Raw genomic sequence first — 25,082 nt, 5'->3', positions numbered from 1 at the left:
CCGGCGTGAGCGTGACTCAGGGGGCCCCTCAGGGCGTCATTCCCGCACAGCTGCTGAAAGGCCAGAAGGCGCTCGTCACCGGCGCGAACTCGGGCATCGGCAAGGCGACGGCCATCGGCCTGGGGCGTGCCGGAGCCGACGTGGTCGTGAACTACGTCGCCGGGCGCGAGGAGGCCGAGCGGGTGGTCGAGGAGATCTCCGGTTTCGGGGTGCGCGCGATGGCGTACGAGGCCGATGTGTCCCAGGAGGACCAGGTCGTCGCGATGATCGAACGGATGGTGCAGGACTTCGGGACCATCGACATCCTCGTGGCCAACGCCGGGCTGCAGCGCGACGCTCCGTTCACCGAGATGACGACGGCCCAGTGGCAGAAGGTGCTGGACGTCAACCTCACCGGCCAGTTCCTCTGCGCGCGGGAGGCGGTAAAGGAGTTCTTGAGGAGGGGGGTCGTCCCCGAGGTGTCGCGCGCGGCCGGGAAGATCATCTGTATGAGCTCTGTGCACCAGCTCATCCCTTGGGCCGGTCACGTCAACTACGCGTCCTCCAAGGGCGGTGTACAGATGATGATGGCGACGCTCGCCCAGGAACTCGCGCCCCACAGGATCAGGGTCAACGCAATTGCTCCGGGAGCCATCAGAACGCCCATCAATCGCAGCGCCTGGGAAACCCCCGATGCCGAGAAGGCCCTGTTGGCGCTGATTCCTTACGGGCGGGTCGGTGATCCGGAGGACATCGCCCACGCGGCCGTCGGGCTCGCCTCGGACCTCATGGACTATGTGGTGGGCACCACCCTCTACGTGGACGGCGGCATGACCCTCTTTCCCGGTTTCGCCACCGGCGGCTGAACCGCCACGCGACCTCGGGCGACAGCCGGGACCGTTCTCAGTCGCGCTGCTGGTCGAGGGCGTCGTCCAGGGTGGTGGCGGCCATGATCAGCGACAGGTGCGTGAAAGCCTGCGGGAAGTTGCCCAACTGCTCGCCACTGGGGCCGATCTCCTCGGCGAACAGGCCGACGTGGTTGGCATAGGTCTGCATCTTCTCGAAGGCATAACGTGCCGGACGAATCCGTCCGGCGCGGGCGAGAGCGTCCACGTAGAGGAAGGTGCAGAGGCTGAAGGTGCCTTCGGAGCCTTGCAGACCGTCCGGGGAGGCCGCAGGGTCGTAGCGGTAGACGAGGCTGTCCGATACCAGCGTGCGTTCCATCGCGTCCAAGGTCGACAGCCAGCTCACCGTCTTGGGCGCCAGGAACCCGACGCGCGGAACGAGCAGCAGCGAAGCGTCGAGGACATCGCTTCCGTAGTGCTGGACGAGGGCCTGCTCCTTCTCGTTCCAGCCTCGCGTCATCACCTGTTCGAGGATCGCGTCGCGAGCCGCGGTCCAGCGAGGAGCGTCGGCGGGACGGCTGTGCTCCCTCGCCAGGCGCAGCCCCCGGTCGAAGGCCACCCACGCCATCACGCGGCTGAAGGTGAAGTCCTGGCGCCCGCCACGGGTCTCCCAGATGCCTTCGTCGGGGCGATCCCAGGAATCGGCGAGCCAGTCCAGCGTCCGCGCGAGGTTCTTCCAGCCGTGGTAGCTGCCTCCCACCGCGATCTCACGCCCTTCCGACAAGGCATAGAGCGCCTCTCCGTAGATGTCCAGCTGCAACTGATCGGCCGCCGCGTTCCCCGCCCGCACCGGATACGAACCCCGATAGCCCTCGAGGTGAGAGAGAACCTCTTCCGGCACCTCGGGGTCTCCGTCGACGCGGTACATGATCTGCAACGGCTCGCCATCGACGCCCTCCCGGGCCTGGAGGCGGTCGCTCAGCCAGCGCGTGAACTGCGTCGCCTCCTCCGCGAACCCCAGGTCGAGCAGGGCACGCACGGACAGGGAGCCGTCGCGGACCCAGGTGTAGCGGTAGTCCCAGTTGCGTTCACCCCCGATCTGCTCGGGCAGACCCATGGTCGCGGCGGCGACGGGCGCACCTGTGGGCGCATAGGTGAGCAGCTTGAGCGTGATGGCCGAGCGGTGCACCACACCCGGCCACCGGCCGCGGTACCGGGAGGAGCGCACCCAGCGCTGCCAGAAGTCCGCCACGTCCCAGAACTGATCCATCGCCCGGTCCGGGGTGACCGGCGGCGGGGGGCCGTCATCGGGTCCGCCGACGGTGAACACCGCCGCGGCCATCTCACCCGCCCTCAAGGTCACCGCACCCCGCACGTCCGTGCCGTCCTGCTGCAGGGGGAAGGTGCTTTGCAGACAGGCGGTGGCGTTCGGTGCCCGGAACGTGGCGGTACCGTCCTGCAGGTCGAGACGGTGGGTGGCCCGGCCGTAGTCGAAGCGCGGACGGCACTCCAAAGTGAAGTGCACCGTTCCGCGCACCGCCCGCACACCGCGCATCAGTACATGCCTGTCGGTGGGGGTGCCGGTGCGATCCGGTGGCATGCAGTCGAAGACTTCGCCGACCCCGTCAGGCGACATGAACCGTGTGACCAGGACTGCGGTGTCGGGGTAATAGAGCTGCTTGCAGGTGGTGTTCCGGCTTTCCGGCGCGAACAGGAAGTAGCCGCCGCGGTCGTGGTCGAGCAGAGCGGCGAAGACACTGGGCGAGTCGAACCGGGGAGCCGCGAACCAGTCGACGACCCCCTGGGACGACACCAGAGCAGCGGTCTGCAGGTCACCGACGAGGCCGTGGTCGGCAATGGGCGGGTAACGGTCCATGCTCACCTCGCTTCCCGGATGCCTCTTAGTCCACTGTCCGCCCTGTGCGGCGAGGCTGCCACGGGATGCGGCGCGAGGGGCGAGGGGGCGAGGGGCGAGGGGGCGAGGCCACGCCCGATGTCCTTCAGGCCGCGCATCTCCACGAGAACTCGCTGCTGAGGACCAACTGCCGGTGATAGCCCATGCACTTTGCGGCGGAGGGTGGGGCGTCGGTCCGGCTCACGTGCTGGCGTCACCGCTGGTGAGGATGGTGTGGGCGGCTCCCAGGAGCCGTGCGCAGCGCCGGGTCATGACCTCGGGTGACTGGTCGGGGTGGTTGATCCACCAGCGGACCAGGGCGGTGCACAGGCCCCGCCATGCGTGTTTGAGGGCGTCGGCGTCGAGCGGGTCGCTGGTTCCGGCGGCGTGCAGGAGGTCGGCGGTGCCGGTCGCGGCGAGGTCGTCGATGGCGTCGCGGTAGTACGCCGCGCGGTGGGCGGCCTCGCTGTCGGGCGGCAGCGAGGGGTCGTAGAGGACGAACCATGCCTCGCGCTGCCCGTCGAGGGCGGTGAACAGGGCGTGCAGCACGCGCAGGGGCGTGGGCGGCGCGCCGGCGTCCTGTTCGGCCATGGCGGCGCGGATGGCGCCCAGCAGCCGGTCGCCGACCGGGTCGAGGCAGGCGAGGTAGAGGTCCTGCTTGCTGCCGAAGTACTGGTGCACGAGTGGTTTGGTGACGCCGACGCGGGTGGCGATGGCGGCCACGGTGGTGGCCTCGTAGCCGTGGCGGCCGAACTCCTCGGTGGCCGCGGCCAGGACCTGTCGTTCGCGCGCGGCCCTCGGCACGCCCTTGGTGCCGGCCCTGGAGGAGAGCATTGTCATGGAACCAGATCTTACCCTAGGGTAATTTACCGACGGGTAAATTCCTTGGACCCTGGAGCGCATCCATGCCTGCCGCCGCGACCGACCCCCGCAGCTCCCGCACCCGCTCCTGGTGGGGCTGGGGCTACGCCGACGCCCACCCCGACGACGCCGAATGCGCCGCGATGGGGTCCCTGCTGCCGGGCACCCTGGCCCACCCGCTGCCGGTACCCCGCATCGCCGACCTGTCCATCGGCCGCCCTGCCGCGACGCCCCCGCCCTCCCTGGCGCACCTGGTCACCGCCGACCCGCAGGCACGCGCCGCCCACGCCATGGGCAAGGCGTACCGCGACGTCATCAGGGCCCTGCGCGGCCGGCCCGGCCGGATCCCCGACCTCGTCGCCCACCCGGCCGGCGACCAGGACGTGGCCGACCTGCTGGACTGGGCCGGCGGGCACGGCGTGGCCGTCATCCCCTTCGGCGGCGGCTCCTCGGTGGTCGGCGGCGTGGAGTACCGCGGCGACACCCACCACGCAGTCCTCTCGCTCGACCTGACCGCGATGGACCGCGTCGTGGAGATCGACACCACCAGCCGCTCAGCCCGTATCCAGGCCGGAGCCCTCGGCCCCGTGCTGGAAGACCAGTTGCGGCCCCACGGCCTGACCCTGCGCCACTTCCCGCAGAGCTTCGAGTTCTCCACCCTCGGCGGCTGGCTGGCCACCCGGGCCGGCGGCCACTACGCCACCGTCCACACCCACATCGACGACTTCGTGCAGTCCCTGCGCGTGGTCACGCCCGCCGGAGCCGGCACGTCCTGGCGCCTGCCCGCATCCGGCGCCGGACCGTCGCCCGACCGGCTCTTCCTCGGATCCGAGGGCACGCTCGGCGTCATCACCGAGGCATGGATGCGCCTGCAGGAACGCCCCCGCCACAAAGCCTCCGCGGCCATGGCCTTCGCCGACTTCCACCGCGCGCTGGACGCCGTGCGGGCCATCGCCCAGTCCGACCTCGCCCCGGCCAACTGCCGCCTGCTCGACCCCGGCGAGGCGCTGCTGTCCGGCGCCTCCCACGACGGCTCCGCCGTCCTGGTCCTGGGCTTCGAGTCCGCCACCACCCCCGTCGACGACCGCCTCACGGCCGCCGTGGACCTGGTTCGCGCCCACGGCGGCCGCGGCAAGGCTCCGGCAGCGGACCGCGACGCCCCGGCCGACACAGCCGTGAGCGCCTGGCGCTCGGCGTTCCTGCGCATGCCCTACCTGCGCGACGGCCTGGCCCGCATGGGGGCCGTCGTCGAGACCTTCGAGACCGCCGCCACCTGGGACACGATTCCCGCCCTGATCGACGCCGTCCGCACCGAGGTCGGCGCCGCCGCCTCGAAAGCCACCGGACGCCCGGCCACCATCAACTGCCGCCTCACCCACGTCTACCCCGACGGCGCCGCCCCCTACTTCACCGTGGCCGTCGCCGGCCGGCCCGGCGACGAGGTCGAGGTCTGGGACGACATCAAAGCCGCCGCGACCGACGTCCTGCACCGCCACCGCGCCACGATCACCCACCACCACGCCGTCGGCCGCGACCACCGCCCCGGCTACGACCTCCAGCGCCCGGAGCCCTTCGCACTGGCACTGCGCGCCGCCAAGGACGTCCTGGACCCCCACCGCATCCTCAATCCCGGCGTCCTGCTCGACTGACAAGAGTGCGGCCGGCTCATGAGGTTCGGCGGCTGCAGATCGAGTCTCCCGAGTTGGCGGATGTCGCCGGCCGGCTCATGGAGGCCGCGCATCTACGCGCCGTCGGCGAGGTGGCTGCCGCGAGAGCCTTGCATGGGCTGCCGTAATCGCGGCACATCGAGCCGTTGGCGAGACAGCCGGGTTGTCGGAAGGCGAACGCTTCCGCCTTGTCGCGTCAGTTGGGCGCCGCTTCTTCCCCTGTGCGGCCCGTTCGGCGGTATGCCGGGCACTCTTTGGGGTTGCGGGCCTGTGGGCGGGGCCTGTTGTGCGGCTGTGCCGACCGGCGATCGGTTGACTTCACAGGGAGGCGATCGCCTCTTTGGGGCGATTCTCGTGAGGGGCAGCCACTGTGATCAGCAGGCGGGGCGTAGTGCGGGTAGGCGCACTGGGTGCTTTGGGGACGGGGATGGCGGGTCTGCAGGCACCACCCGCTGCTGCGTCACCCACCGAGGTGGTGGATCGGGTCAGCCCTCGGGACTGGAAGCGGCTGGCCGACGCGCTGTCATCGCGTTCTACCCTCTACCGGCCAAGGGATTCCAACTACTCGCCGCTGGCGCTCCCGTTCAACCACCGCTACGCCGGGATCCACCCCGCTGGAATTGTCGCGTGCGCCACCACCGGGGATGTCCGCGCGGCGGTCCGCTGGGCCCGCGCGGTGGGGCTGCCCGCCGTGCCCCGCTCCGGGCTGGGCCACAACTACGCCGGGTACTCCAGCACCACCGGCCTGCTGCTCTACATGGCCCGCATGAAAAGCATCGCCGTCAACCCGCTGCCGGGCCCCCGCGCCCGGACCCGGACCTACGGGCCGATCAAGGTCACCCATGACGCGGGTACGGTCACCTTGGGAGCCGGGGTCACCAATGGCGACCTGCACCCGCTGCTGGAGGACCGGGGGATCTTCGTGCCGACCGGCCGCTGCCCCACGGTCGGGGTGGCCGGACTGGTGCTCGGCGGCGGTATCGGCTTCAGCGACAAGATGTTCGGTCTGACCTGTGACCGGCTGGTCTCGACGACCGTGGTACTCGCCGACGGCCGCGTGGTGGAGGCCGACCGGGGCTCGCATTCCGACCTGTTCTGGGCCTGCCGCGGCGGGGCGGGAAACAACTTCGGTGTCAACACCTCATTCACGTTCCAGTACGAGCAGTTCCAGGGCAACGTGGGTTTCTACCAGTTGCGCTGGAGCCTGGACTCCGTGCTGTCGGTGATCGCCACCGCGCAGCGGATCGCCGTGAACACCCTGGACAACAAGCGTTTCCACCTTCGCGTCGGCATCGGGACCCACGGGCTTGCCAGGGACCAGATCCGCGCCAACGCCAACGTCAACGCCATCGGCCAGTACTACGGCCCCCTTGACGAGTTGCGCGACATCCTGGCTCCGCTGCTCAGCATCGGCACGGCCGAGGAGCGCGCCCGCAACAGCGCGTCCGTCCGCGAGGTCACTCCCGGTCAGGCGAGCGTGCTGCTGAGCGCCACCACGCCGGTGGAACAGTTCGCCGCCAAGTCGGCGGTTCTCACTTCCCGGACGCTCCTGACCGACAAGCAGGTCGGTGCCGCCGCCGAGAAACTGCTGGACTGGCCGGGCAGCGGCAACGAGGACGGGGCTGGGTTCGCGATGTTCGCCCTCGGCGGCGAGATCAACCAGGTGCCGCCGGATGCGACCGCGTTCGTGCACCGGAACGCCGTGTTCATCTTCGCTGCCGAGACCTCCTGGGCGGACTATGATCCGCGCCGGGTTGAGACCGCGAATCTGCACTGGCTCCGTGAGTTCTACTACGATGTTTTCGGTAACACGCCTCCTGGGCATTCGTATCAGAATTTCCCGGATCCGACTCTGAAGAACTGGCGGCGGGCTTACTACGGTGCGAACTACGACCGGCTGGTAAGGGTGAAGCGGAAATACGATCCGACCGACTTCTTCAGCTATCCACAGGGGATCAACACCTGACGCCCTCTCTTTCCGGGTACAGAGGTCGGTCAACGAGGGTCATACGGGCCGCTGTTCGGGAGTGGCAAAAGGCAGCGTTACCGCCACTGCGAGCTGGTTGCGATGGCCCTCAGTCGGGCCAGTGTCAGGATCGGCGTGGTACGGGTCGCCGGGGCGTTCTGGCTCGGTGCCTGCCACTCCATGAGCGTGACGTAGAGCCCGTCAGGATGCAGTACGTTCACCGCCATGTGCCCGGGGCCCGTTCCGGGTGGTGCCTGCCGGGACTGAATCAGGGTTCCGTCGGCCAGGGGTGTCGTGCCGGCGAAGACGTGGCTGCGGAGCGCGGTGGTGGAGGTCTGCCGGGATACGTGCACCTCGAGCAGCGACTTCCCGTGGCCGTCGTCCACCCACAGCTGCCCGGACTGCCGGCCGCCAGGCGGGCTCGAATGGGCCAGGCCGCTCGGCAGCAGCGCGGTCAGGGTGGCAAGGGCGCGGTCGGCGGGCAGTGTGCCGGTGAAGGTCGGCTTCGGGGTGGCGGATGCCGTGGCCGAGCCGGTTGTGGCCGAGGCCGCCGGACCGGCGAGCGTGTGGTCAGCTGTCCGTCCGTCGGACAACAGTCCGGGAACGACCGCCGCGCCGAGCCCGACGAGCGCGAGTACGGCTGCTCCGCTCACGCCGACGGCCGCGGCGCGACGGCGGCGCCTGCGCCGGCCGTTGCGGACACCGGCCTGCACAAGTGACGGAGCGTTGGGCGGCTCGACGGTCAGGAGGGCGGTGCGGAGGGCTTCGGTGAAGTCTTCTTCGATGGGCATGACGGGTCACCGCGTTTCGGGGGTCGGTGAAGAGGGCGAGGTAGGTGCCGCGGCACCGGGGTCAGGGGCTGACGAGCTCGGACAGGTCGTGGCCCAGAAGGTCCCGGATCCGGGCGAGCGCGCGCATGCTCTGGTTGCGTACCGCGCCCGGCCGGACCTGAAGGATCGCGGCGGTCTGCTCGACACTGCGGTCCTCCCAGTAGCGCAGGAGCAGCACGGCTCGGTCCCGGGCGGAGAGCCGGCCGAGAGCGTCGAGCAACGTGACCCGCAGCGTGGCGTCGTGCTCGATGACGGCACCGGAGTCCGGCAGGGTGCCGGTGGGCTGCTCAGAGCTGCTGCGCCGGCGGCGGTAGGACAGGTAGGTCCGTACGAGGACGGTGTGGGTGTAGGCCGCTGGGTCGTCTATCTGCGCGATCTTGCGCCAGTTGGCATACATCCGGCCCAGCGTGTCCTGCACCAGGTCCTCCGCGAGGTGCACATCACCGCTGGTGAGGACACACGCAGAGCGGAACAGAGGTGCGGATCGCGCAGCGGCAAACGCCATGAATTCCTCTTCGTACCGGCGCTTCATCCGAGATCCTGTTCGTCGTCCACACTCTGAAGACGCTGTGGCCGCAGGGTTACGTCCCACCCCGGAAGTAGAAATCTGGCCAGGTACTTCTCTGTGCCCCCGGCAGGGTTCGAACCTGGGACCCCCGCTTCAGGAGAGAGGCGGGGGCGCGGGGTCGCTGACCTGGGGCTTCGGCACCTGGTGCGGTGCCCGGAAACTCCACTACAGGCTTCCACGCAGGTCCGACGTCAGCACCGCGGGCTGCCCCCGAGCGGGATCAGGTAGATCTTTTTAGGACAGAGCCTTGACGAGTTCCTTGGCGAGGGGACCCGAGGAAGCCGGGTTCTGCCCTGTGAAGAGGTTGCGGTCCGTGACCGTGTAGGGCTCCCAGGCAGGACCCCGCGAATATTCGGTGGGCAGCTTCTTCAGCTCGTCCTCCAGTAGCCACTTGGCCTTGTCGGCGAAACCGACGCCGGCCTCCTCCTCGTTGCAGAAACCCGCCACCCGGTAGTTCGCGAAAGGCGTCTCGCCGTTCGCGTCACGGGTCGCGAGGAAAGCGGCCGGGGCATGGCAGACGACGCCGAGAGGTTTGCCGGAAGCGAGTGCCTTCCGTAGGAGTGCCCCGGAGTCCGGGTCGACCGAAAGGTCTTCCATCGGGCCATGGCCTCCGGGGTAATAGACCGCGTCATAGTTCTCGAGGCGCACCTCCTTGAGGGAGATGGGGTGCCGCAGCTCTTCCGCCTCCTCGATGACGGCCTCCTCCCGGAGGGCGTTCTCCTCGCCGCCCGCCATACTGGGCCTCAGACTCATCGTGTCCACAACGGGCACGACTCCACCCGGAGTTGCCACGGTGACCTCATGCCCGGCGCCGGTGAACACGCTGTAGGGCGCCACGAACTCCTCGGCCCAGTACCCGGTGGGGTGTCGATGCCCGTCCTTCAGGGTCCAGTAGCTTGCGCCGGTCATCACGCACAGGATCTTGGCCATCAGATGCTCCTCTGGAAGACGCCGCCCGGGAAGGGCATGGAACAACCGATTTGAAACCTATGCGGCAAGTGTGAGCAGGCATCGTGGAATCTACAACTTGCGGCCGATCGATGCACGTGCACCAGATATGAGCATCAAGAAGCGGAAATAAAATTCTGGTGCCAAAAAAACAGCAGCTCTGCGACGGCCACTCCCAGATCAGCATCACCACGGACGTCTACACCCACGTCGTCCAAGACGCGCAGCGCGAAGCCATGAGCCATATGGACCGCCTGCTGCGCAGGCGCCCCGGTCGCCAGTGACCGCCCCCGTTGATGTCAGAAGTAGATGTCAGAGGAGATCCTTGAGGCGCAGCGCCAACGCGCCGTTGTTCTGGATCGGTTACGTGGTTGTGGTCTTCGGTGGGGTTTGGTTGTTGATCAAACCGCTGGACTGGTGGAACAGCCTGTAGAGGCCTTCCCGCTAACTCCCCCATAGTGGAACCGAAGTAACTCGGGTGGGGGCCTGGTCAGTTGGGCAGCCCGGGGCGCATTCGGGGGCTCGGCGGGGTGCTGAGCTTCCTGCCCGGCGTCGAATCAAGCCCCGGCCTGTCGCGCCAAGAGCGGCACGCCAGTCGAAGGCCAGGACGCGGAATGATCAACAGCACGTATGATCTGTCATGCGCATGAAAGATGCGCCATTTCAACTCCGGGGGAATCGGGGAACCATGACGAACAAGCAGAGACTGGGCGCCTTGCTCGGTGCGCTCGTGACCGCGACCACCGCGTCCGTGCTCGCCGCGCCGACCGCATCGGCCTCCACGCCCCACCTGTTCACCAAGGACGGGGCCTACTGCCTGGGGACCACGGACGGGCAGCGGAACAGCCTCACGCTCATGTGGAACTGCCATGACAGTGCCGACCAGACGTGGCATTTCACCCGCCGAGGCAGCGACAGCTTCGGCACCTACTACATGATCACCAACGACCTCGGCAACTGCTTGGGCATCTACAAGGGATCGACGGCAGCCGGCGCCGACGCGTCCGCGTGGGAGTGCAACAACAACGAGGATCAGAAGTGGTACTACGACAAGGGCTCTGATGGCTGGGGCGGCCTGATCAACAAGAACTCCGGCATGTGCCTGGGCCGTTACAACGGGTACGACTTCCCCGGCGTGACCAACATCCAGTGGCCTTGCAACGGCAACGGCGACCAGCTCTGGCGACTGGGCTGAGATCCGCGTTGCTCCGGCCCCGCGTCACTCGACGCGGGGCCGGGCCGAGCTGCACTTCCACGACCTTCGGTACACCGGCAATGCGCTCGCCTCCACGGCTGGCGCCAGCACGCGCGAGCTGATGACCCGCATGGGCCACAGCGGCTCGCGCGCCGCGCTGATCTACCAGCACATGACCAGCGACCGGGACCGGGCCATCGCCGAGCGGCTCGGTGCCATGATCCGGGGCGACGGGGGAGTGGCCTCCGAGCCCTCCGAGAAGGACCTTGCGGGCCCGTAGTGGCACGCCTGTGGCACGACCCCTGAAACGCCGAAGGGCCAGCCCGGGAGGAAATCCCTCCTGAGCTGGCCCTTCTGTCTGTGCCCCCGGCAGGATTCGAACCTGCGACACCCGCTTTAGGAGAGCGGTGCTCTATCCCCTGAGCTACGAAGGCGTGCTCGGCCGCGCAGGCCTGGCTGGGGACAGCGTAGCGGATGGCTTCGGTCGTTGCGTGGTTCGCCGGATGGTGGTGCTCTGTGCCCGGGGCCGCCTTGAGTGGCGTCTGCTAGATGTGAGGGTGGTGCGGTGTCCGGTACGGGGGAGGGGTCACGGTATGGAGCTGGTGGGTGAGGGCGCGCGGCGGTGGTTGCGGCGTTTGCGGGCCGGTGAGGGGGACAGCGCTGGCGTGCGGCTGCTCTGTTTTCATCATGCCGGTGGGAGTGCCGCGGGCTTTCGGGAGTGGTCGCGGTTGCTGCCCCCGCACATCGAGCCCATTGCCGTCCAACTGCCGGGGAGGATGGACCGGTTCGCCGAGCAGCCCCACCTCGACATGACGTCGCTCGTGGACGAGCTGGTGGACGCGGTGCAGCCGGTCCTGAAGGAGCCGTACGCCTGCTACGGCGCCAGCATGGGCGGGCGGGTGAGCTGGGCGCTTGCGCATGCTCTGCGGGAGCGGGGGATGCCGCTGCCGAGGAAGCTGTTCATCGCTCACAGTCCGGCACCCGGCGAGCTGCGTGAAGTCCGTGGGTGGGACGGGCCCGATGACGGGCTGGTGCGGTATCTGCGTGAGCTCGGGGGGACGCCGCCCGAGGTCTTTGCCCATCCCGTCATCCTCAAGGGGATCCTGCGCATTCTGCGCGCAGACCTCACCGTGCTCAGCAGTCACACCCTGCGGCCGGCCGTGCCGCTCGACATCCCGATCCGGGCCTTCGCGGGCACCGACGACCCCATGGCCTCGCCGGAGCGGATGACGCCGTGGAGTGCGGAGACGACCGCGGAATTTCGTCTTGATCTTGTCGCCGGAGGGCATTTTCCCGAGCCTTCCGAGCTGCGCCGGATGATCGCGACGATTGTGGAGGATCTTGACTCGGCGGGCCGTTGAGGTCGTCCGAGCCGCCCCCCGGTTCCCTCACGCCTGGCTGCGGGTCACCCTGATGCGGAAGTTGTCGTCGGAGTCCGCCGGAAGTACCTCGACGGTGATGCCGTGGCGGGGGTCCTTGAAGGACTCGCCGGGGGAGAAGGGGGCGTCGGAGAGTTCCGCGTGGACGTTGGGGCTGCTGGTGCAGCCGCCGCTGTTGCGGCGGGAGTCGTAGACGGTGACCGGGCCGCGTCCGGTGTCCACGGCGGCGTCGATCCTGTAGATGAGGATGCCCGGCTTGCACACCGCCTCGTCGTTGCCACCGGGTGCGCGCAGCTCCAGGGCGTACCCGCTGCGGCTGCTGATCGGCACGAACACCAGCTTCTCGCCGCCCGCCTGCGACAGCGGCGTCAGCGTGTACTCGGTGCTGCCCGGCAGCGTCGCGCAGCTGACCTGGTTCGCGTCCAGCCAGCCCAGCTTCCACTTGTGCCAGCCGAGTAGATCGTTGTTGGCGCCCCAGTCCTCGCTCATGATGTCCCAGTGGCCGACCGCGCTCCCGCCCTCCTGGGTGTACAGGTCGGGCAGGCCGAAGGTGTGGCCGTTCTCGTGCGGCAGCACCCGGTAGCCGGTGCGCGCGAAGGTGCCGGAGCCGTCGTCCTGGCGGGAGTAGACGAAGGACGCGTTGGCGATCGGGACCCCGTCGGCGACCGGGGCTTCGCCGTTGCCGGCGAAGGTCACGGACAGCACGGTGTCCAGCGCGGAGGGGCCCGCGTTCGGGGTGATCAGCACGTTCAGCAGGTCGTACGAGCGGAAGTCCACGGTCGGGTCGGCTGCGGCCACGAGGTCCTGCACCAGCTGCCGGTAGCCGGGGTCGAAGGGGGCGCCGCGCTCTATGCCGTACGCCCGGAACGGCTTCGGCATCCGCAGCCAGTTGGTGATGGGCGCCTCGGGGCGGTAGTCGAGGCGGCCGTAGGACGCGGTGCGGAACCACTCCTGGGTCTGCGGGAAGAACTCGTGGAAGCGGTCCATCGCGCTGCCCTTGCCGGGGGCGTCTGAGAAGTCGATCATCAGGGTCAGGGCGTGGACCGTGCCCGTGGAGCGGGAGTAGCCGGACGGGGTGGGGACTCCCTCCGTCATCTCCACGTCGAGGTTGCCGTGGATCATGCAGGGCGCGAGGGCGGAGGAGCGGGCCAGGCCGGCCGGCCCGGCGGTGCTGGGCGCCGTGAGATGTCCGGTCCCGGCCGAGGTGCTGACCGCGAGGGTCAGCACGGTCACCGCGGCGAGGGCGGCCATGCGGCGGGGGCGCGTGCGGGCCGGGCCCATGTGGGCCGGGCCCATGTGGGCCGGGTCTATGTGTGCTCGGTCTATGTGCGCCGGGTCTGCGTGCGCCGGGTCTGCGTGTGCTTGGTCTATGTGCGCCGGGTCTGTGTGGGCCGGGCCTGTGCGGTGCGCGGATGTGCGGTGCGGACGTATGCGGCGGCGGGGCGACTGCGGCTGCATGCATGGCCCTTTCGCTCCACGGCAGCCGCCGGTCTCCGGCTGCACCCTTGCGCTCACCCTGTGTCGGCAGGGTGGCGGGCGCGCGCTGGGAGAGGCCGATCGCGGTAATCCCTGCGGCAGGAAGTGTGAGGCAGGTCACTTAAAGGTTTCGCCGGAGCGGGAAATAACCGGGGAGCTCTTCCCCGTTTAGCTCTGTGTCCGAGCGAAATGGGGACTCCCTCCCCGGATCGCCTCCCTCAGTCCGTAAGGAGTACGCCGTGCAGACCGCAACTCCCGCGCAGCGCAAGGTTCCCCGGCCTCGCGCCGACGCCCTGCGCAACCGGGAGCGGATAGTCACCGCCGCCCGCGAGATGTTCGTCGAGCACGGCCCTGACGTGCCGCTCGACGAGATCGCCCGCCGGGCCGGCGTCGGCAACGCCACGGTGTACCGCAACTTCCCGGACCGCGACGCCCTCGTCCGCGAGGTCGTCTGCTCGGTCCTGGACCGCACGGCCGAAGCGGCCGAGCAGTCCCTTGCCCAGACCGGCGACGCGTTCGCCGCGCTGGAAAGCTTCGCGCACGCCGCCGCCGACGAACGGATCAGCGCGCTGTGCCCGATGGTCGCCGCCACCTTCAACCAGCATCACCCCGACCTGGAAGCCAGCCGGGACCGGGTCGAGCGGCTGGCCGAGGAGATCATGGGCCGCGCCCAGGCGGCCGGGCAGCTCCGGACCGATGTCGGCGTCGGCGACCTGCTGGTCGCCGTGGCCCAGCTCAGCCGGCCCCCGGCCGGCACGGACTGTCCCGCGGGCGACCGCTTCGTCCACCGTCATATCCAGCTGTTCCTGGACGGGTTGCGGGCCCCCGCCCGCTCGACCCTGCCGGGTACGGCCGTGAACCTCAAGGAGCTGCGCCGGTCCTGACCGGCATCCCGCCGACGACATCGACTCCACCGCCAGCCCTCCTCCGTACCTCGATTTAGCTCGATTTCTCATCGCTTTTTCGCCAACGAAGCTCTGAAGTGGGTACCTCCGTGTCCGAAACAGCCCTCAAGGCTCCTGGCCTCGCCCCGTCCGGCGACGCAAACCGCTGGAAAGCGCTCGTCTTCATCGCGCTCGCCCAGCTGATGGTCGTCCTCGACGCCACCATCGTGAACATCGCTCTGCCCTCCGCCCAGACCGACCTGGGCATCTCCGAGGGCAACAAGCAGTGGGTCGTCACGGCCTACGCCCTCGCCTTCGGCGGCCTGCTGCTCTTCGGTGGCCGTATCGCCGACAAGTGGGGCCGCAAGCGCGCGTTCGTCATCGGCCTGATCGGCTTCGCCGCCGCCTCCGCGCTCGGCGGTTCGGCGACCACCGGCGCCATGATGTTCGGCGCCCGCGCCCTCCAGGGTGTCTTCGGTGCCCTGCTCGCCCCTGCCGCGCTCTCCCTGCTCGCCGTGATGTTCACCGACGCCAAGGAGCGCGCCAAGGCGTTCGGCATCTACGGTGCGATCGCCGGTGGCGGCGGCGCCGTCGGCTTCATCCTCGGCGGTGTGCTCACCGAGTACCTGGACTGGCGCTGGACGTTCTTCGTGAACATCCCGTTCGCCGTGATCGCCGCGCTCGGCGCGAACTTCGTCATCCGTGAGCCGGAGGGTGGCCGCAACCGCTCCCCGCTCGACATCCCCGGCGTCGTCCTGTCCACCCTCGGCCTGGTCGCGCTGGTCTACGGCTTCACCCGCGCCGCGTCCGACGGCTGGGGCGACAAGATCACCGTCTCCCTGTTCATCGCGTCGGCCGTCCTCCTGCTGGCCTTCGTCGCCACCGAGGCCAGGGTCAAGGCGCCGCTGCTGCCCCTGCGCGTGGTCGCCGACCGCAACCGCGGCGGCATCTACCTCTCGCTCGGCATCGCGGTCATCGCGATGTTCGGCACCTTCCTCTTCCTGACCTACTACCTCCAGGTCATCAAGGGCTACTCGCCGATCAGCACCGGCTTCGCCTTCCTGCCGATGATCGCGGGCATGATGATCGGCTCCACCCAGATCGGCGCGCGTCTGATGATCCGGGTTCCGGCCCGGCTGCTGATGGGCCCCGGCTTCCTGGTCGCCGCGTCCGGCATGTTCCTGCTGACCCAGCTGGAGATCGGTTCGTCGTACGCCTCGACCGTGCTGCCGGCGATGCTGCTGCTCGGTCTCGGCATGGGTACGGCCTTCATGCCGGCCATGTCCCTGGCCACCCTGGGCGTGGAGCCCCGGGACGCCGGTGTCGCCTCCGCGATGGTCAACACCTCCCAGCAGGTGGGCGGCGCGATCGGCACGGCCCTGCTGAACACGATCGCCGCCTCGGCGACGACGTCGTACGTCAAGGACCACATCGCCACCGCCGCGACCAAGCCGCAGCAGCAGCTGGTCCAGGCCCAGGGCATGGTGCACGGCTACACCAACGCGATCTGGTTCGCCGTCGGCATGCTGGTGCTGGCGTCCGTGATCGTCGTGACCTTCGTCAACGCCGGCAAGCAGGGCGGCCAGCCCGTGACCTCCGGCGAGGGCGTCGAGGACGAGCTCCCGGTGCCGGTGATCGCCCACTGAACCCGTAGAGGCCCGTCCTGGCGCGTCTAGCGCAGCCAGGGCAGGTCGGCACCCGCTTCGTTGGGCTGGAGGCCCTCGGCGACGATCCCCATGATCTCGCCGAGGGCCTTCTGCTGTTCCGGGCTCAGCCGCTCGAACAGTGCCTGCCGTACGGCGGTCACGTGGCCGGGTGCGGTCTGGCGCAGCACCTCGTGGCCCTCGTCGGTCAGCACCGCGAACTGGCCGCGCTTGTCGGAGGGGCAGTTCTCGCGGCGGACCCAGCCGTTCTTCTCCAGGCGCGCGATCGCGTGCGACAGCCGGGAGCGGGTGATCTTCGCGTTCATCGCCAGCTCGGTCATCCGCAGCCGGCCGCGCGGCGCCTCGGCGAGGCCGACGAGCAGGCCGTAGTAGATGTGCGGCATGCCCGCGTCGCGCTGGAGCTGCCGGTCGAGGTGGTCCTCCAGCAGGGTGGTGGCGTGCAGGTAGGCGCGCCAGACGCGCTGTTCCTCGTCGTCGAGCCAGCGGTGCCGTGCGTCGTCGGCGGGGTCCGGTGCCGTAGTCATGTGTCCCACTGTACGAGGCAGCTCCTTGAACTTTGAACAAGTCCGGCCTACTCTCGACGAGAGAGCTTTAGAGTTAAAGCATCTGGATCGAAACAGCCGGGAAAGCTGGGAAACGGGAGCCGTCGAGATGTCCGCCACCGCGCAGGAGCGCATGCCCGCCCTGTACCTCAGTCACGGTGCCCCGCCGCTCGCCGACGACCCCGTCTGGCCCGGCCAGCTCGCCGCCTGGGCCGCCGGCCTGCCCCGCCCCAAGGCGATCCTCATGGTCTCCGCCCACTGGGAGGAGGCCCCGCTCGCCCTCGGCGCCACGCGGACCGTCCCGCTCGTGTACGACTTCTGGGGCTTCCCCGAGCACTACTACCAGGTGCGGTACGCCGCCCCCGGCGCCCCCGAACTGGCAGAGTCGGTGCGGAAGTTGCTGCGCGCGCCCGGCGTACCCGTCCAGGACATCCCGGACCGCGGGCTCGACCACGGCGCGTACGTCCCGCTGGTCGAGATGTACCCCGGCGCCGACATCCCCGTGCTCCAGATCTCCCTGCCGACGCTCGACCCGCGCAGGCTGATGGATCTCGGCCGCAAGCTCGCGCCGCTGCGCGACGAGGGTGTGCTGATCGTCGGCTCCGGCTTCTTCACCCACAACCTGGCCGCCCTGCGGCACGTGGGCGCGGGGGTGCCGGGCTGGTCGGCGGAGTTCGACGACTGGGGCCGGCACGCGCTGGACTCGGGCGACGTCGACGCGCTGCTCGACTTCGCCCACAAGTCCCCGGCCGGGCGGCTCGCCCACCCGCGGACCGAGCACTTCGCGCCCCTCTTCGTGACGATGGGCGCGGCCGACGCGGCCGGTGAGCTGGACACCCGGCGCAGCGTCATCGACGGGTTCTGGATGGGGCTGGCGAAGCGGTCGGTGCAGTTCGGCTGACCCGTCCCAGGGTCACAGCTCCTTCTCGTACCAGGCCACGTCCCAGTACCGCCCGAACTTCCGGCCCACCTCGTGGTACGTGCCCACGTGCCGGAACCCGAAGCGCTCGTGCAGCCGGGCCGACGCCTCGTTCGGCTGGGCGATGCCGGCGTAGGCGCGGTGGACGTCCTCGTCGGCCAGGGCCTTGAAGAGGGCGCCGTAGAGCAGCGTGCCGATCCCGCGCCGCCCGGCGTCCGGGGCGACGTAGACCGAGGTCTCCACGGATGTCAGGTACGCGGGCTTCGGCCGGTGCGGGCTGGAGGTGGCGTACCCCAGAATCTGCCGCGTCGGCCCCTCCGTGGCAACCATCAGGCGGTGGGGGCCGTCTTCCGGGTGGGAGAGCAGCCAAGGGCGGCGCTCTTCCGAAGTGAAGATCGCGGTATCGAAAGTGATGGGCGTCTCGCGTACGTAATGGTTGTAGAGCTCGGTGAGGGCGTCGAGATCTCCCTCGACTCCCGGCCTGACCTGCACCTCTGTACGTCCGGACGACATCCCGCCTCCCCGTGGAGCGGACAGGGTACTGCATGATCAGAAAAATCGGGGGGCGGGTTGGGAATTCTGTCCGGATTCCAGTCGTTGTTTCCGTCGGACGCAGCATTCGGAGGAGTACCGGGCGGAGTCCCACCGGAGCGCCGAGTAGTGCCGAGCGTCCACCAGGACCACCCGCCAGCCCACCATCGCAAGGGAGCACGCATGGCAACCCGTGCCGTCGCCCGTCGTCAGTCCGCCACCGGCGAGACGGCCGACTCGGCAAGCAGTGTTCGCGCCCGAGCCGGCGAGATCGCCGACCGGGATCTGGTCGGCATGTACCTCGACGAGATCGCGCGTACGCCGCTGCTCGACGCGGCCAAGGAAGTCGAGCTGTCCCAGACCATAGAGGCGGGTGTGTTCGCGAGGCAGGTCCTCGACGGCTACGAGGAGAGCGCGTCGGACGCCACCCGTGAGGAACTCGAGGCGCTGGTCGCCGCGGGGGAGCGGGCCAAGGACGTCTTCATCCGCTCCAACCTCCGCCTGGTCGTCGCCGTGGCCCGGCGCTACCCGCGCAGCGGCCTGCCCCTGCTCGACCTGATCCAGGAGGGCAACGCCGGTCTGGTGCGCGCGGTCGAGAAGTTCGACTACCGCAAGGGCTTCAAGTTCTCGACGTACGCCACCTGGTGGATCCGTCAGGCCATCACCCGCTCCATCGCCGACCAGTCCCGCACGATCCGGCTCCCCGTCCACCTGGTGGAGGAGCTGGGCCGCATCCGCCGCGTCCAGCGCGAGTTCAACCGCGAGAACGGCCGCGACCCGGAGCCCGCGGAGATCGCCGCGGAGCTGGGCTCGACGCCGGAGCGCGTCACGGACGTGCTCGACTGGGCCCGCGACCCGGTCTCGCTGAACATGTCGGTGGACGACGAGGGCGAGACCCAGTTCGGTGACCTGCTGGAGGACACCTCGGCGGTGTCGCCGGAGCAGTCGGTGATGTCGCTGCTGCGCAGCGAGGAACTGGACGACCTGATCGGCCGCCTGGACCAGCGCACGGCCTCGATCATCAAGATGCGGTACGGCATCGAGGACGGCCGCGAGCGCACGCTGACCGAGGTGGGCAAGGAACACGGCCTGACCCGTGAGCGCATCCGCCAGATCGAGAAGCACGCGCTGCTCGAACTGAAGAAGCTGGCCCGCGACACCGGCTTCGACGCGGCGGCGTAAGCGGCGTACGCGGTGGCGAAAGACGGCGCAAACATGGCGTAGTACCGCCGCTTCAACTCCGGGGCCCGAGGGAACAACCCTTCAGGGCCCAGGAGTTGGGCCCCTGGGGCCGCACTCCCGAGCCTCGCACGCCCCCCACATCGACTTCCCCTTGACGTGTGAGCCACGTCCCGACGCAATCCCCCCCCGGCGCCGGGACCTCCCAGAGCCGGGCTCCGGCGCCCACCCCCCCCGGGCGCCGGAGCCCGGTCTTTTCGTACGCCTGCCGGGCATGCTGGAAAAGCGGTCCACCCCGTACCTGAACCCCGGGGTGGACCGCCGGATGGCAGATTCTGCCACATGGGCATAGCCTGCCGGTGTGAGCACCCCCAGCACCACCGGCAACGCCTCCCACCAGCTGTTTTCCGCCTCCGCCCCGGCCTCCCTCACCGAGCGCCGCAAGGCCGAGACCCGGATGGAGATCGCCCGCGCGGCGGCGGCCCTCTTCGTCAGCCAGGGCCTGCGGGCCACCCGCGCCGAGGACATCGCCCAGGCGGCGGGCATCGCCCCGCGCACCTTCTACCGGTACTTCGCCACCAAAGAGGAGGCGGTGGCTCCGCTCTACGCGGCCGGTGCCCAGCGCTGGACGGGAGCGGTCCGCGAGGCCCCGCCCGGACTCACCGTCCCCGAGGCCCTGGAACATGCCGTCCGTGGCACCCTCGCCCCCGGCGTCGGCGTCTCCGCCGTGTCCTGGGAGTGGGTCCGCACCCTGATCCACCTGGCCGCCACGAGCACCGCCCTGCGCAAGGTGTGGGCCGAGGTGTGCCAGGCGTCGGAAGGGGCACTGGCGCAGATTCTGGCGGAGCGCACGGCCGTGAGTGAGGCGGGCAAGGGCGACGCCCCGAGCGACGAAGACGCCGCGAGCGACGAGGGATCCGCGGGTGGCGATGAGGCCGCCGGTGACGACGCCGCGGACAGCGTTGCCCATCCGGTGACGGTCACCCCGCGCCACCGCTTCGCCGCCGCCGTGGCCGGCGCCGCGGTCCGGGTGGCCGTGGAGACCTGGGCGGACACGGCGTCCCCGGCGACGGGCCCGGACGGCCCGGGCGCCCTGGCACTGCGCAACCTGGAGGCGCTGCGGGGCTTCGACTGGGGCGAGACCGGCTGACCCTAGGCGCCGCCCCCCGCCCGGCTCAACCGTCCCGCCAACTCCCGTACGCACTCCACCAGTTCCATCGGCGCCCGCACCTCGAACTCGCAGCCCACCATCGCCAGCCGTACCGCCAGCCACTCCACCGGGTCCTCGCTGGTACCGCGCAGCACGCACCCGTCCGCGCCGTCCGCCTCCGGCTCCCCGACCCATGCCGGCACCCGCGTGGACACCGCCTCCACCGGCCCGGCGAAGCGCACCTCGAAGGCGTACGTCTCCCGCCGCCCGATCGACCGCCGCAGGTACTGCGCCGCCCCGCCCTCCGGCAACTCCCGCGGCGCGAACCGCACTCCGGTCGCGAACGGCTCGCTCACCCGGTCCACGCGGAACGTCCGCCAGTCGCCGCGGTCGAGGTCGTACGCGACCAGGTACCAGCGCCGCCCCGTCGACACCAGCCGGTGCGGCTCGGTCAGCCGCCGGGACTCGCCGCCCTGCTTGTCGCGGTAGGCGAACCGCAGCCGCTCGTGCCCGGCCACCGTCGACGCCATCACGGTCAGCGTCTCCGGCGCGATGCTCGCCCCGTCCCCGCTGGTCAGCAGGGTCGTGGCGGCCTGGAGGGTGGAGACTCGGTGGCGCAGCCGGGCCGGCAGCACCTGCTCCAGCTTCGCCAGGGCCCGCACGGACGCCTCGTCCACCCCCTCCACCGCGTGCCCGGCCCCGGCCCGCAGCCCGACCGCGATCGCGACCGCCTCCTCGTCGTCCAGCACCAGCGGCGGCATCGCCTTGCCCGCCACCAGCCGGTACCCGCCTTCGGAGCCCTTCGTGGCCTGCACCGGGTAGCCCAGCTCGCGCAGCCGGTCGATGTCCCGCCGGACGGTGCGCCGGGACACCCCGAGCCGGTCCGCCAGCTCGCCGCCGGGCCACTCGCGCGGGGTCTGGAGCAGCGAGAGAAGCTGCAGGAGCCGGGCCGGTGTGTCCGTCGTCATGTCTATGAGCATCTCGTAGAAATAGGACGCGATCCGACCTAATGGGGCTCTAGCTTGTACGCATGACCTCCGCAGAACAGACCCTCAACGCTCGGCAGGGGCCGAGCAGCGCCGCGCAGGACTCCGGCGACCGCCGCCGCTGGCTGGCCCTCGCGATCGTGATGGCCGCGGCCTTCATGGACCTGGTCGACGTCACGATCGTCAACATCGCCATCCCGTCGATCCAGAAGGACGAAGGCGCTTCCCTCAGCCAGATCCAGTGGATAACCGCGGGTTACGCGCTGGCCTTCGCCGCCTTCCTGATCACCGGCGGGCGGCTCGGCGACATCCACGGGCGCAGGCGGCTGTTCCTCGTCGGCATAGCCGGTTTCACCGTGGCCTCCGCCCTGTGCGGCTTCGCCGCGAACCCGGAGATGCTGGTCGCCTCCCGCATCCTGCAGGGCGGCATGGCGGCGATGATGGTGCCGCAGGTGCTGTCGATCGTGCACGCCACCTTCCCGGCCCACGAACGCGGCAAGGTCTTCGGCCTGTTCGGCGCGGTCGTCGGCCTGGGCGCGGTCTCCGGCCCGCTGCTTGGCGCGCTGCTGACGGAGTGGAACCTGTTCGGTCTCGAGTGGCGGCCGATCTTCCTCATCAACCTGCCGGTCGGCGTCCTCGCCTGGGTGCTCGGCCGCCGGTTCATCACCGAGTCCAAGGCCCCGAAGGCCCTGAAGCTGGACCTCGCCGGTGTCGCCCTGGTGGTGCTCGGCCTGCTGATGCTGCTCTACCCGCTCACCCGCGGCCGTGAGCTGGGCTGGCCGCTGTGGGGGTACGTCTCGATGGCCGGCTCGTTCGTGGTCTTCGCGGTCCTGGTGGCGTACGAGCGGCGCAAGGCGGCCCGGGACGGCTCCCCGCTGATCGAGCTGTCGCTGTTCCGCGTGAAGAGCTTCGCCGGCGGCATCGCCGTACAGACCGTCTTCGGTGTCGTGCTCGGCATCTTCTTCCTGGTCTGGACGCTGTACATGCAGGTCGGCCTCGGCTGGAGCCCGCTGCGCGCCGGGCTGACCGGGGTGCCGTTCTCGATCGCCGTGTCCACGGCGGCCGGGCTGTCGGTGCAGAAGCTGGTCCCGCGCTTCGGGCGCAAGGTGCTCCAGGCGGGCGCGCTGATCATGGCCGCGGGCACCCTGATCTACATCTGGGAGTCGTACCACTACGGCTTCACCATCGCCCCCTGGCAGATGGCTCTCCCGCTGGTCGTGATGGGCCTCGGCATGGGCCTGATCGTCGCCCCGCTGACCGACGCGGTGCTGTCCGAGGTGCCGCGCGAGCACGCCGGCTCCGCGTCCGGCCTGATCAACACCGTGCAGCAGATGGGCAACGCGCTCGGGCTCGGGCTGGTGTCGGTCGTCTTCTTCGGGGTGATCGACGACCGGCTGACCCTCGCCCAGGTGGGCCCCGCGTTCGCGCACGGCTTCCGGTACGCGCTCGGGTGGTGCGCCGCGATCCTGGGCGTGATCTTCCTGCTGATGTTCGCGCTGCCGAAGCGGCCGGCGCAGCACGTGGAGGGGGCGGCGGACGCGGAGGACAGCAAAGCGGCCGAACTCGTGGCGTGAACCCTGACGCCTCGCTCGGCGAAGGGCCCGGTACCTGCTGGTGCCGGGCCCTTCCGCATGCCCGACGACTGCACGGATTCGTAGTGCCTGCGACCCGCACGGAAGTCCGTTCATGCCCGAATAGCGCCCGAACCTGTTTACTTTCCGAAATTCCGGGCGTAGTCTCCAAGCGAAACCACAAGTTCGGGCATCACTGGGACCTGACTCGGAGGCAAACGGACATGTACGCACCGGAGCGACAGCAGGAGATCCTCCGGCTCGCCCGTGACGGCGGCCGGGTGGACGTACTGTCGCTGGCCGAGGAGTTCCAGGTCACCGCGGAGACGATCCGCCGCGACCTGAAGGCCCTCGACCGTGCGGGCCTCGTCCGCCGGGTGCACGGCGGCGCCATCCCGGTCGGACGCCTCGACTTCGAGCCGGACCTCACCGAGCGCGAGGCCACCGCCGCCGGCGAGAAGGACCGCATCGCCAAGGCGGCCCTCGCCGAACTGCCCACCGAGGGCACGCTGATCCTCGACGCCGGTACGACCGTGGCGCGGGTGGCGGCGGCCATCCCGCTGGAATCCTCCCTGACCGTCGTCACGCACAGCCTGCCGATAGCGGCCCGCCTCGCCGACCACCCGGGCATCCAGCTCCACCTGGTCGGGGGGCGCGTACGGCACCGTACGCGCGCCGCCGTGGACGCCTGGGCGCTGCGCGCGTACGGCGAGATCAGGGCGGACGTCCTCTTCGTGGCGGCCAACGGCTTCTCCGCCGAGCACGGTATGACCACCCCCGACCTCGCCGAGGCCGCGGTCAAGCGCGCGGCCGTCGCCGCCGCCCGCCGGGTGGTCCTCCTCGCCGACTCCGCCAAGCACGGCCAGGAGCACTTCGCCCGCTTCGGCGACCTGAGCGACGTGGACCTGCTGATCACCGACAGCGGGCTGAGCCCCGAGGACGCCGCCGTCATAGAGCGCGGCGGCACGGAAGTGATACGCGCATGATCCTCACCGTCACCCCCAACCCCTCCCTGGACCGCACCTACGAGGTCCCCTCCCTGGAGCGCGGCGGGGTCATCCGCGCCGCCGGCGAGCGCATGGACCCCGGCGGCAAGGGTGTGAACGTCTCGCGCGCCGTGGCCGCCGCCGGTCGGCGCACGGTCGCCGTTCTGCCCCTGGGCGGTGCGCCGGGGGCGGCCGTCGCCGACCTGCTCGACGCGCAGGGCATCGAGGTCGCGCCGGTCCCGGTCGCCGGAGCCACCCGCGCGAACATCGCGCTCGCGGAGGCGGACGGGGTGCTGACGAAGATCAACGCGCCGGGCCCGGAGCTGTCGGCGGCCGAGCAGGCCCTGCTCCTGGTCACCGTCCGCGAGCACTCCCGCGACGCCGACTGGATCGCCTGCTGCGGGAGCCTGCCCCGGGGACTCGCGCCCTCCTGGTACGCCGATGTCGTCATGGAGGCGCACGCCGGGGGCGCGCGCATCGCCCTGGACACCTCCGGGCGCGCGCTCCTGGAGGCGCTGCGCGCGCGGCCCGACGTGGTGAAGCCGAACGCCGAGGAGCTGGCGGAAGCCGTCGGGCGGCCCCTCGCGACCGTGGGCGACGCCCTCAAGGCGGCCGAGGAGTTGCGCGCGATGGGCGCGCGCGCCGTGCTCGCGAGCCTGGGCGCCGACGGGCAGCTGCTCGTGGACGACGCGGGCACCTGGTTCGGCAGCGCGCGCGTGGCCGCCGTACGCAGCAACGTCGGCGCCGGCGACGCCTCCCTCGCCGGCTTCCTCGTCGCCGGCGGCACCGGCCCGAAGGCCCTCGCCTGCGCCGTCGCCCACGGCGCCGCCGCCGTCCAGCTCCCCGGCAGCGTGATGCCGAGCCCGGCCGACCTGGACCCGGCGGCGGTGCGGGTCACGGCCGAGATCCCGCTCGACCGCGAACTGACGGAACCGGCGTCATGAACCCCCGCACCGGCTCCCGTACCTGCCCCCGTACCTGCCCCCGTACCTGCCCCGGTACGACCTCCCCCCACGGCAGCACCCCCGTCCCCCCTTCCGCCCACCCCCGTCCCCGGGCGGT

Annotated in this window: 22 protein-coding genes, 1 tRNA gene and 2 pseudogenes; 15 read left to right on the top strand and 10 right to left on the bottom strand. The window is 70.2% G+C overall.

Features of this window, described 5'->3' with window-relative positions; translation table 11 throughout:
• Nucleotides 1–5 precede the first annotated feature (5 nt).
• Complete coding sequence (locus tag ACWD3E_RS14340) at nt 6–845, top strand: SDR family oxidoreductase (protein ID WP_451387844.1); 840 nt, start codon at nt 6–8, stop codon at nt 843–845.
• A 37-nt stretch (nt 846–882) separates the two neighbouring features.
• Here ACWD3E_RS14340 and ACWD3E_RS14335 read toward each other — a convergent pair whose 3' ends face one another.
• Together ACWD3E_RS14335 and ACWD3E_RS14330 are read right to left on the bottom strand one after the other, a co-directional pair.
• Nucleotides 883–2,700, bottom strand: coding sequence for a glycoside hydrolase family 15 protein (locus ACWD3E_RS14335; protein ID WP_451388147.1), 1,818 nt, complete (start codon nt 2,698–2,700; stop codon nt 883–885).
• A 219-nt stretch (nt 2,701–2,919) separates the two neighbouring features.
• The gene (locus ACWD3E_RS14330; protein ID WP_451387843.1) at nt 2,920–3,558 is read right to left on the bottom strand and encodes a TetR/AcrR family transcriptional regulator; all 639 of its coding nucleotides are present in this window, start codon (nt 3,556–3,558) and stop codon (nt 2,920–2,922) included.
• Between the two features lie 65 nt (nt 3,559–3,623).
• On the opposite strand from ACWD3E_RS14330, the gene ACWD3E_RS14325 reads away from it, so the two are divergent.
• Nucleotides 3,624–5,228 carry an FAD-binding oxidoreductase gene (locus ACWD3E_RS14325; RefSeq protein ID WP_451387842.1) on the top strand — a complete coding sequence of 535 codons (1,605 nt, stop codon included), beginning with the start codon at nt 3,624–3,626 and terminating at the stop codon, nt 5,226–5,228.
• Nucleotides 5,229–5,673: 445 nt separating this feature from the next.
• Nucleotides 5,674–7,212, top strand: coding sequence for an FAD-binding oxidoreductase (locus tag ACWD3E_RS14320; protein ID WP_451387841.1), 1,539 nt, complete (start codon nt 5,674–5,676; stop codon nt 7,210–7,212).
• A gap of 77 nt (nt 7,213–7,289) precedes the next feature.
• On the opposite strand, the gene ACWD3E_RS14315 is transcribed toward ACWD3E_RS14320, so the two are convergent.
• The 3 genes from ACWD3E_RS14315 to ACWD3E_RS14305 all read right to left on the bottom strand — a co-directional run bounded on the left by ACWD3E_RS14315 (nt 7,290) and on the right by ACWD3E_RS14305 (nt 9,540).
• The gene (locus ACWD3E_RS14315; protein WP_451387840.1) at nt 7,290–8,003 is read right to left on the bottom strand and encodes a hypothetical protein; all 714 of its coding nucleotides are present in this window, start codon (nt 8,001–8,003) and stop codon (nt 7,290–7,292) included.
• A gap of 61 nt (nt 8,004–8,064) precedes the next feature.
• The gene (locus ACWD3E_RS14310) at nt 8,065–8,574 is read right to left on the bottom strand and encodes a SigE family RNA polymerase sigma factor (RefSeq protein ID WP_451387839.1); all 510 of its coding nucleotides are present in this window, start codon (nt 8,572–8,574) and stop codon (nt 8,065–8,067) included.
• A gap of 270 nt (nt 8,575–8,844) precedes the next feature.
• On the bottom strand, nt 8,845–9,540 hold the full coding sequence (locus ACWD3E_RS14305; RefSeq protein ID WP_451387838.1) for a type 1 glutamine amidotransferase domain-containing protein: 696 nt from the start codon (nt 9,538–9,540) through the stop codon (nt 8,845–8,847).
• A gap of 185 nt (nt 9,541–9,725) precedes the next feature.
• Between ACWD3E_RS14305 and ACWD3E_RS14300 the strand changes: the two are divergent.
• The 3 genes and pseudogenes from ACWD3E_RS14300 to ACWD3E_RS14290 all read left to right on the top strand — a co-directional run.
• Nucleotides 9,726–9,842, top strand: a pseudogene (locus ACWD3E_RS14300) (tyrosine-type recombinase/integrase); the annotation flags it as partial.
• Between the two features lie 404 nt (nt 9,843–10,246).
• Nucleotides 10,247–10,753: an RICIN domain-containing protein gene (locus tag ACWD3E_RS14295; protein ID WP_451387837.1), complete on the top strand. Its 507-nt coding sequence runs from the start codon at nt 10,247–10,249 to the stop codon at nt 10,751–10,753.
• Between the two features lie 40 nt (nt 10,754–10,793).
• Nucleotides 10,794–11,033, top strand: a pseudogene (locus ACWD3E_RS14290) (site-specific integrase); the annotation flags it as partial.
• Between the two features lie 81 nt (nt 11,034–11,114).
• Here the strand turns inward: ACWD3E_RS14290 and ACWD3E_RS14285 are convergent.
• Nucleotides 11,115–11,187: transfer RNA gene (locus ACWD3E_RS14285), tRNA-Arg, on the bottom strand.
• 159 nt (nt 11,188–11,346) lie between these two features.
• Here ACWD3E_RS14285 and ACWD3E_RS14280 point away from each other — a divergent pair.
• Entirely contained in the window at nt 11,347–12,114 is a 768-nt protein-coding gene (locus tag ACWD3E_RS14280; RefSeq protein ID WP_451387836.1) for a thioesterase II family protein, read from the top strand.
• A gap of 27 nt (nt 12,115–12,141) precedes the next feature.
• Here the strand turns inward: ACWD3E_RS14280 and ACWD3E_RS14275 are convergent, their stop codons facing one another.
• Entirely contained in the window at nt 12,142–13,428 is a 1,287-nt protein-coding gene (locus ACWD3E_RS14275) for a M6 family metalloprotease domain-containing protein (RefSeq protein ID WP_451387835.1), read from the bottom strand.
• Between the two features lie 419 nt (nt 13,429–13,847).
• Here ACWD3E_RS14275 and ACWD3E_RS14270 point away from each other — a divergent pair, with 419 nt between their 5' ends.
• Together ACWD3E_RS14270 and ACWD3E_RS14265 are read left to right on the top strand one after the other, a co-directional pair.
• Nucleotides 13,848–14,492 (top strand): TetR/AcrR family transcriptional regulator, encoded by a 645-nt coding sequence (locus ACWD3E_RS14270; RefSeq protein ID WP_451387834.1) that lies wholly within the window; start codon nt 13,848–13,850, stop codon nt 14,490–14,492.
• Between the two features lie 110 nt (nt 14,493–14,602).
• On the top strand, nt 14,603–16,138 hold the full coding sequence (locus ACWD3E_RS14265; protein ID WP_451387833.1) for an MFS transporter: 1,536 nt from the start codon (nt 14,603–14,605) through the stop codon (nt 16,136–16,138).
• A 26-nt stretch (nt 16,139–16,164) separates the two neighbouring features.
• Here the strand turns inward: ACWD3E_RS14265 and ACWD3E_RS14260 are convergent, their stop codons facing one another.
• Nucleotides 16,165–16,680 (bottom strand): MarR family winged helix-turn-helix transcriptional regulator, encoded by a 516-nt coding sequence (locus ACWD3E_RS14260; RefSeq protein ID WP_451387832.1) that lies wholly within the window; start codon nt 16,678–16,680, stop codon nt 16,165–16,167.
• A gap of 127 nt (nt 16,681–16,807) precedes the next feature.
• On the opposite strand from ACWD3E_RS14260, the gene ACWD3E_RS14255 reads away from it, so the two are divergent.
• A complete protein-coding gene (locus tag ACWD3E_RS14255) occupies nt 16,808–17,599 on the top strand; it encodes a dioxygenase family protein (RefSeq protein WP_451350760.1) in 792 nt (263 codons plus the stop codon).
• 12 nt (nt 17,600–17,611) lie between these two features.
• Here ACWD3E_RS14255 and ACWD3E_RS14250 read toward each other — a convergent pair whose 3' ends face one another.
• Nucleotides 17,612–18,130, bottom strand: coding sequence for an N-acetyltransferase family protein (locus ACWD3E_RS14250; protein ID WP_451387831.1), 519 nt, complete (start codon nt 18,128–18,130; stop codon nt 17,612–17,614).
• Nucleotides 18,131–18,331: 201 nt separating this feature from the next.
• Between ACWD3E_RS14250 and ACWD3E_RS14245 the strand changes: the two genes are divergently transcribed.
• Nucleotides 18,332–19,330 (top strand): sigma-70 family RNA polymerase sigma factor, encoded by a 999-nt coding sequence (locus ACWD3E_RS14245; RefSeq protein ID WP_451387830.1) that lies wholly within the window; start codon nt 18,332–18,334, stop codon nt 19,328–19,330.
• A 454-nt stretch (nt 19,331–19,784) separates the two neighbouring features.
• Complete coding sequence (locus ACWD3E_RS14240; protein ID WP_451388146.1) at nt 19,785–20,477, top strand: TetR/AcrR family transcriptional regulator; 693 nt, start codon at nt 19,785–19,787, stop codon at nt 20,475–20,477.
• Between the two features lie 2 nt (nt 20,478–20,479).
• Here the strand turns inward: ACWD3E_RS14240 and ACWD3E_RS14235 are convergent, their stop codons facing one another.
• A complete protein-coding gene (locus tag ACWD3E_RS14235) occupies nt 20,480–21,445 on the bottom strand; it encodes a helix-turn-helix transcriptional regulator (protein ID WP_451387829.1) in 966 nt (321 codons plus the stop codon).
• A gap of 62 nt (nt 21,446–21,507) precedes the next feature.
• On the opposite strand from ACWD3E_RS14235, the gene ACWD3E_RS14230 reads away from it, so the two are divergent.
• The 3 genes from ACWD3E_RS14230 to pfkB all read left to right on the top strand — a co-directional run bounded on the left by ACWD3E_RS14230 (nt 21,508) and on the right by pfkB (nt 24,964).
• Entirely contained in the window at nt 21,508–23,037 is a 1,530-nt protein-coding gene (locus ACWD3E_RS14230) for an MFS transporter (protein ID WP_451387828.1), read from the top strand.
• Between the two features lie 221 nt (nt 23,038–23,258).
• Nucleotides 23,259–24,020, top strand: a complete 762-nt coding sequence (locus tag ACWD3E_RS14225) for a DeoR/GlpR family DNA-binding transcription regulator (RefSeq protein ID WP_451387827.1) — start codon at nt 23,259–23,261, stop codon at nt 24,018–24,020.
• Nucleotides 24,017–24,964 (top strand): 1-phosphofructokinase, encoded by a 948-nt coding sequence (pfkB, locus tag ACWD3E_RS14220; RefSeq protein WP_451387826.1) that lies wholly within the window; start codon nt 24,017–24,019, stop codon nt 24,962–24,964. Before ACWD3E_RS14225 ends, pfkB begins: the two co-directional genes overlap by 4 nt.
• The last annotated feature ends 118 nt before the right edge of the window (nt 24,965–25,082 follow it).

It is taken from the genome of Streptomyces sp. NPDC002676, from assembly GCF_053592455.1.
Note: the sequence above shows the minus strand (reverse complement) of the source record. Positions and strands in the feature narration are given on the sequence as shown.

Bases quoted from the DNA above. Each gene is read 5' to 3' on its own strand.
- ACWD3E_RS14335 (WP_451388147.1), bottom strand. From the start codon at position 2,700: ATGGACCGTTACCCGCCCATTGCCGACCACGGCCTCGTCGGTGACCTG.
- ACWD3E_RS14330 (WP_451387843.1), bottom strand. From the start codon at position 3,558: ATGACAATGCTCTCCTCCAGGGCCGGCACCAAGGGCGTGCCGAGGGCC.
- ACWD3E_RS14325 (WP_451387842.1), top strand. From the start codon at position 3,624: ATGCCTGCCGCCGCGACCGACCCCCGCAGCTCCCGCACCCGCTCCTGG.
- ACWD3E_RS14320 (WP_451387841.1), top strand. From the start codon at position 5,674: ATGGCGGGTCTGCAGGCACCACCCGCTGCTGCGTCACCCACCGAGGTG.
- ACWD3E_RS14315 (WP_451387840.1), bottom strand. From the start codon at position 8,003: ATGCCCATCGAAGAAGACTTCACCGAAGCCCTCCGCACCGCCCTCCTG.
- ACWD3E_RS14310 (WP_451387839.1), bottom strand. From the start codon at position 8,574: ATGAAGCGCCGGTACGAAGAGGAATTCATGGCGTTTGCCGCTGCGCGA.
- ACWD3E_RS14305 (WP_451387838.1), bottom strand. From the start codon at position 9,540: ATGGCCAAGATCCTGTGCGTGATGACCGGCGCAAGCTACTGGACCCTG.
- ACWD3E_RS14295 (WP_451387837.1), top strand. From the start codon at position 10,247: ATGACGAACAAGCAGAGACTGGGCGCCTTGCTCGGTGCGCTCGTGACC.
- ACWD3E_RS14280 (WP_451387836.1), top strand. From the start codon at position 11,347: ATGGAGCTGGTGGGTGAGGGCGCGCGGCGGTGGTTGCGGCGTTTGCGG.
- ACWD3E_RS14275 (WP_451387835.1), bottom strand. From the start codon at position 13,428: ATGGGCCCGGCCCACATGGGCCCGGCCCGCACGCGCCCCCGCCGCATG.
- ACWD3E_RS14260 (WP_451387832.1), bottom strand. From the start codon at position 16,680: ATGACTACGGCACCGGACCCCGCCGACGACGCACGGCACCGCTGGCTC.
- ACWD3E_RS14255 (WP_451350760.1), top strand. From the start codon at position 16,808: ATGTCCGCCACCGCGCAGGAGCGCATGCCCGCCCTGTACCTCAGTCAC.
- ACWD3E_RS14250 (WP_451387831.1), bottom strand. From the start codon at position 18,130: ATGTCGTCCGGACGTACAGAGGTGCAGGTCAGGCCGGGAGTCGAGGGA.
- ACWD3E_RS14245 (WP_451387830.1), top strand. From the start codon at position 18,332: ATGGCAACCCGTGCCGTCGCCCGTCGTCAGTCCGCCACCGGCGAGACG.
- ACWD3E_RS14240 (WP_451388146.1), top strand. From the start codon at position 19,785: ATGGAGATCGCCCGCGCGGCGGCGGCCCTCTTCGTCAGCCAGGGCCTG.
- ACWD3E_RS14235 (WP_451387829.1), bottom strand. From the start codon at position 21,445: ATGACGACGGACACACCGGCCCGGCTCCTGCAGCTTCTCTCGCTGCTC.
- ACWD3E_RS14230 (WP_451387828.1), top strand. From the start codon at position 21,508: ATGACCTCCGCAGAACAGACCCTCAACGCTCGGCAGGGGCCGAGCAGC.
- ACWD3E_RS14225 (WP_451387827.1), top strand. From the start codon at position 23,259: ATGTACGCACCGGAGCGACAGCAGGAGATCCTCCGGCTCGCCCGTGAC.
- pfkB (WP_451387826.1), top strand. From the start codon at position 24,017: ATGATCCTCACCGTCACCCCCAACCCCTCCCTGGACCGCACCTACGAG.